This window comes from Ensifer sp. ENS07 (genome assembly GCF_014852185.1).
Classification (GTDB): domain Bacteria; phylum Pseudomonadota; class Alphaproteobacteria; order Rhizobiales; family Rhizobiaceae; genus Ensifer; species Ensifer adhaerens.
In genome coordinates this window covers 1-5,515 of the sequence record NZ_JACVBE010000035.1, presented here as the reverse complement: position 1 = coordinate 5,515, position 5,515 = coordinate 1, and the positions used below count along the sequence as shown (strand labels likewise).

The window sequence follows — 5,515 nt, the reverse complement described above, 5'->3', positions numbered from 1 at the left end:
CTGACATGGCAATCCACCTCGACCTTGCGGTCAACCTCCAGGCAAGCGATTTCATCGTTTAAAGCTGGCACTCGTTCTAACGAAAGCCCCGCTTCGGCGGGGTTTTCGTCGCGAACACACTTCCCGGAGCATGGCGAAACTCCCGCCCGAGGTGATCGGGCAGCTCCATCGCTCGGACACAGACAATCGCAATCATCAAACTGCTCGCGATCAGAAGCAGCACTGGCTCGTCGTCGCCATGACGAGTGCAACCCCCGGTGTCGCTCTTGAAGTGCCCGATGAAGGGTTCGATCGCCAATCTTCGTCGCGTCGGGCGTTTGATGGCGGGCGTGATGCGGCGCTACTGGCCGCTGGTGAAGACCCTCAGCTTGTGACTCTCGGGCGCATTGTGGCCGCGATCCAGCATCGACCAGAATGCGGGAGAGTTCGTTGCCGATCATCTTTTCTATCCGGAATGACGGTCGCGAGCGTGTGGCCGTCGTAGGTGTCAAGCGAATCGAAGAATTGACCTCCCCCCTATTGCCTCACCCACGAATGTACCGCAGTTTTGTGCGCTGAGATGGCCGTTGTCTTCGCCTGCCGCGGCGGCAGAAGATAACGGCGCGCGCTTCATCCAGTACTTGTGAATCGTGATGGATCGGCGCTGATTAGACGCTCTAGGACCCAGGTTGCCGAAACCGCCGGATCTGCCTCAAGCCACGGCGATCGACCCGCCTTCCGAGCTCCTCCTGGGCGGCGCGGATCCCGGTAAACAGCTTCCCCGGATCCGCTCTTTGCAACGTCGCCTGCAGCCGCTCCCTGTCGACCTCGGCCATACCGGAGTGGGCCAGAACCCGCCCAACAGGCGGCACGGGCGGATGGCAGCGTTTGATGACACGAGCGCCGATCCGTGTCTTCTCCCGCTACTTGAACGAAGCTTGGAACAGGTTGCCATGTATACATACCACCTCATAGAGGCGAGCCAGTACTGACGTCTCCTCCGTACCGACGAACCTCCCGTAACCGACAAGCTTTTCGCACGATCGCACCGTTCTTCTACACGACCCAGGCTTAATCCTTCTTTAGATACGCGCGCGAACGGGTCACCTCCAATCCTTGGTTTCGACACCAGCAGACAACCAGTTCGTTCATAAAGGCGCTGTCATTGTCGAAGTCGACTGCGTATTCCGGTGCAGTCGGCCGCTGATTCCGAAACGAAGCCGGCCAGCCGGCCAGTTGATGCTCCCCTAGGTCGTTGTTCTGCATGGAGGGCGAACTGGCCACCCGTGGAACGGTTCAGTGTGGTGGCCACCGACACCTTCGTTCCCAACGCATAGCGGTTGTGCGCCTTGCCTGTATCGATGCACTCGACCTCGTGGGCATGCAGGCTGTGGATCTTGCGGCCACCGTGACGTTGCCGCTGTGCAATGACCGTCTTTTGCCTGAAAGGTTTTGAAGATCGCGTCAAATTGTTCGTCGCCGGCGATCTGACGCTCGATGTCGCGAACGGTCCGGCCGAGATAGCTCTTCCACTTGCACAGTGCCTTGCCGCCCGTTTGAATTGCTTCGCCCGAGCGTAGCGCTGGTGCTGGATCAGGAGCGAATTTACCGTAAGCGCGACGAACAGCCGACTACTTTTGCTTTCGGCGTTGACGGGATCGCAATAGCACTTACTTTGGTTCGAATATTGACGCGTGCTTGGCGACGTCCAAAGCCTCTGGCCGGTCGCTTTCCGTTCTGTCTCGCAGAGCCTGCGGATGGGCACGATGATATCCTCAATCCCGACACGACCTCGAAGACCCGGCTGCCAAAGCCTCGGCGCGTATCCTCCTCCCAACAAAAAGCGGAGATCCCAATCGGTTATATGCGCGACAATCGTCTGCACAGCCCAATGCTCGGTTGTTTCCTTTGGTGGGATTGCCTCCGGGCTAGTCAGGTCCGGGATCCCGACGGGTCGATAAACCTCGGCCGTTGAGGAGAGCCGTGACATAGCCGTCAAGACCGCTCATTGACAGCTCGACGATGCCGGACGACGTGCCCTGTTAGACGCCTCGAATGCCCCTTTAACAAGCTGCGGTTGTGCGGTCGTCGTCTCCTAGCTGTTCATGTGTCATGCCGCGCGTCGCCCCTGACCTGCAACGCCCTCGCGTTCGATCTTCCGGGCCCACGGCACAAGACTCTCCATCAGGTTCGCGGTCCCCTTGCCGGAGATGATGCGCTCGAGCACATCGCCAGGACTCTAATCCATTTTGGAGGAAATTATCCGTGGCAGGTCAACGGCTACTTGAAATCGCGCGGAACCTATGTCTTTTGGCTCTGCGTTGCAACAGTGATTATCGGCCCCTAACTGAGACTTATTGACACTTTCGGCGGGGTTTTTGAAGGCCAGATCATGAATCGCGAAAATTCAGGTAAAGTCATCGTGCTCATTCCGGCGCGCATGGCCTCGACACGCCTACCCGGAAAGCCGCTCGCCGATATTTGCGGCCTGCCGATGATCGTCCAGGTCGCGACCCGAGCGCAGGAAGCGGCCGTCGGCCGCGTCGTCGTTGCCGTCGACGACCAGCAGGTCTTCGACGTCGTGCGCGAGGCCGGCTTCGAAGCGATCATGACCCGCGTCGACCACCAGTCCGGCTCAGACCGGATCTACGAAGCGCTGCAGAAGGCCGATCCGAACGGCGAAGCCGAGATCGTCATCAACGTCCAGGGCGATCTGCCGACGGTCGAGCCCGCATCGATCCGCGCGGCGCTTAACCCGCTCGAAAATGCCGCCACCGATATCGCCACGCTGACGGTGGCGATCACCGAGGAGAGCGAGAAGGCCAACCCGAACATCGTCAAGGTCGTCGGTTCGCCGCTTTCCGACACGCGCCTGCGCGCGCTCTATTTTAGCCGCGCGACCGCGCCTCATGGCGAAGGCCCGCTCTATCATCACATCGGGCTCTATGCCTATCGACGGCAGGCGCTGGAACGCTTCGTCTCGCTTCAGCCCTCCGTGCTCGAACGCCGCGAATCGCTGGAGCAGCTGCGCGCGCTCGAAGCCGGCATGCGCATCGACGTCGAGATCGTCGATTCGGTCCCGCTTGGTGTGGACACGCCGGTGGAGCTGGAAAGGGCCCGCCGCATCCTGTTCGCCTGAACTGCCTCCCACTTTCGACCGAACAATCATTTGCGATCTGCTGTGACCCCAGATAACTCCTCCATCTGATGCTAGAGTTCGGCCCATTTCGAAGGACCGGACGATGAAGCGATCGAAGTTTACGGGAGAGCAAATCATTTCGATCCTGCGCGGGCAGGAGGCAGGGGGCAAAGACGGCGGAGCTTTGCCGCAAGCATGGCATGTCGGAAGCGACCTTCTATGCCTGGAAGGCCAAGTTCGGCGGCATGGAAGTATCCGATGCGAAGCGGCTGAAGGTCTTGGAGGAAGAGAATGCCAGGCTGAAGCGGCTGTTGGCGGAGGCGATGCTGGATCAGGCGGCTTTGAAGGACCTTTTGTCCCGAAAGTGGTGACGCCCGTCGCGAGGCGAGAGGCGATCGCGATCCTCATGGATGTCCATGAGATGAGCGAGTGGCGGGCGTGCAAGATCACCGGGGCGGATCGGTCATCGGTTCGCTATCGATGCGTATTCCGGTGAAGTCGGCCGCTGATTCCGAAACGAAGCCGGCCACCTATTCCGATTTCATTCCGGCCACTATTCCGATCTGAAGCCGGCCAGTTGATGCTCCCCTGGGTCGTTGTTTTGCATGGCGCGTGATTGTCGCGCGGTCAAGCGGCGGATGGTGTTTGACGCTGCTTTCGCAAGCTCTCGCCGTGCAGTTCGATGCGGTAGGCGTTGTGGACAAGGCGGTCGAGGATTGCATCGGCGATCGTAGGATTGCCGATCATGTCATACCAGTGATCGACGGGCACCTGGCTGGTGACGATGGTGGATCGCTTCTCGTAGCGGTCCTCGACGATCTCCAGGAGATCGCGTCGCTGCTCGTCGTTGAGCTTCTCCGGACCCCAGTCGTCGAGGATGAGCAGGTCGGTTCTGGCGAGCGCCTTGAGGACCTTGGGATATCGGCCGTCGCCGCGCGCCAGCGCAAGGGTGGCGAACAGCCTGGGCAGGCGATGATAGGCGACGGAGAAGTCCTCGCGGCATGCCTTGTGTCCGAGCGCGCAGGCCAGCCAGCTCTTGCCGACGCCGGCGGGTCCGATCAGCAAGAGGCTATGGTGTTGCCTGATCCAGTCGCAGTTGGCGAGCTTCAGGACGAGATTGCGATCGAGGCCGCGGGCGGCGCGGAAGTCGATGTTCTCGATCTGGGCATCATGGCGCAGCCTCGCGGCGCGAGCCCTTGCCTCGAAGCGCTTCTGGCGGCGCGTGGTCGCCTCGCGTTCGAGCAGCAGAGCGAGCCATTCGCCATGCTCGAGGTGTCTGGCTTCCGGCTGCGCCTCGAGCTCCTGATAGGCGCTGGCCATGCCTGTCAGGCCGAGTTCGCGCAGCATGTCGATGGTGGGATTGGTCAGCATTATCAGGTGTCTCCTCAATGGAAGTAGCCGGGGCCACGCAGATTGGCGTGTTCCATGACGGCGGCGGGTTCGGTGGAATGTCTGGGGGCCTTGTGGGTTGCGATGAGCGAGGCAATCGTCTTGCAGGTCAGGCCGCCGATCTCGACGGCCCGTGCCGAAACGACCTCGGCGCGCTCGCGGCCGAGGTCGCGATAGAGGCGCAGGATGCCGAGGCATGTTCTGAAGCCTTGCTCGGGATGTGGCCGGCTGGCGAGAATGGCGACGATCAGCCCTTCGGTCTGCGGACCGATGGACGCGCCCCAGCGCCGGAAGCGCTCCGGCGTCCATTCGGCGTATCGGCGGTGGGAGCTCGGCATGTGCGCGGGGTCTGTTCCATAGCGCGGCCCGCCATAGCGGCGCTGATGGACCGCGACGCGTTTGCCGCGATGGAAGATCTCGATCATTCGCGCGGTCGCCCGGATATCGACCTGCTGACGAATGAGCGCGTGCGGGACGGAATAGAAGAAGCTCCTGAACTCGGCATGGTAATCCGTCGAGACCCGCGCAAAGCGCCATTCGGCGAACTCGTACTCCTCGGCGGGCAAGCTTGCGAGCGCCGCGCGTTCGACCGTCTCGAAGAGATGGCGGCGGCTGACACCCAACCGGCGCATGACATGATTGTTGATGCGCTCCAGCACGTCGGCGATTGCGGCATTGGCCTCGGCGAGCGAGAAGAACGTCTGTTTGCGCAAGCGGCCGAGAAGGCAACTCTGGGCGAAGCGCATGCCGTTCTCGACCTTCGCTTTCTTTCAAGTCCAGGACTGCAGTTCGTACTGACACTCAAGCCCGCATAGAGTTCGAGGTTACGCACCCGTTCCATCCGTGGCGCGGACAGCGCTTCGTGCTGTCGACACGCAAACAGAACTGGGGCGAAGACCGCGTCATGTTCTACGACGCCCAAGGACGGTTGCGTTCGCTTCCGGCCTCGTGGACCGATGTCAATGAGGCCGACTTGTTCAGTCAGGTTGCTGCAGGTCGGTCCTTCTC

At 61.2% G+C, this 5,515-nt stretch carries 4 protein-coding genes and 4 pseudogenes; 3 read left to right on the top strand and 5 right to left on the bottom strand.

Features of this window, described 5'->3' with window-relative positions; translation table 11 throughout:
- Nucleotides 1-259: 259 nt before the first annotated feature.
- The 3 pseudogenes from IB277_RS37350 to IB277_RS39105 all read right to left on the bottom strand — a co-directional run.
- Nucleotides 260-483 (bottom strand): annotated as a pseudogene (locus tag IB277_RS37350) (IS5/IS1182 family transposase); the annotation flags it as partial.
- A gap of 745 nt (nucleotides 484-1,228) precedes the next feature.
- Nucleotides 1,229-1,576 (bottom strand): annotated as a pseudogene (locus tag IB277_RS37345) (IS5/IS1182 family transposase); the annotation flags it as partial.
- Nucleotides 1,577-1,702: 126 nt separating this feature from the next.
- A pseudogene (locus IB277_RS39105) lies at nucleotides 1,703-2,068 on the bottom strand (YecA family protein); the annotation flags it as partial.
- A gap of 303 nt (nucleotides 2,069-2,371) precedes the next feature.
- Here IB277_RS39105 and IB277_RS37340 point away from each other — a divergent pair.
- Both IB277_RS37340 and IB277_RS38530 read left to right on the top strand, forming a co-directional pair.
- Nucleotides 2,372-3,118 carry a 3-deoxy-manno-octulosonate cytidylyltransferase gene (locus IB277_RS37340; protein WP_192373364.1) on the top strand — a complete coding sequence of 249 codons (747 nt, stop codon included), beginning with the start codon at nucleotides 2,372-2,374 and terminating at the stop codon, nucleotides 3,116-3,118.
- 103 nt (nucleotides 3,119-3,221) lie between these two features.
- Nucleotides 3,222-3,599: pseudogene (locus IB277_RS38530) on the top strand (transposase); the annotation flags it as partial.
- Between the two features lie 146 nt (nucleotides 3,600-3,745).
- Here the strand turns inward: IB277_RS38530 and istB are convergent.
- Nucleotides 3,746-4,489, bottom strand: a complete 744-nt coding sequence (gene istB / locus IB277_RS37330; protein ID WP_014857536.1) for an IS21-like element helper ATPase IstB — start codon at nucleotides 4,487-4,489, stop codon at nucleotides 3,746-3,748.
- A 14-nt stretch (nucleotides 4,490-4,503) separates the two neighbouring features.
- Nucleotides 4,504-5,253 (bottom strand): transposase, encoded by a 750-nt coding sequence (locus IB277_RS37325; RefSeq protein WP_197423487.1) that lies wholly within the window; start codon nucleotides 5,251-5,253, stop codon nucleotides 4,504-4,506.
- Between the two features lie 65 nt (nucleotides 5,254-5,318).
- Here IB277_RS37325 and IB277_RS39100 point away from each other — a divergent pair.
- Nucleotides 5,319-5,515, top strand: a 197-nt coding sequence (locus tag IB277_RS39100; RefSeq protein WP_371813776.1) for a DUF5372 family protein, incomplete at its 3' end; no start/stop codon positions are given.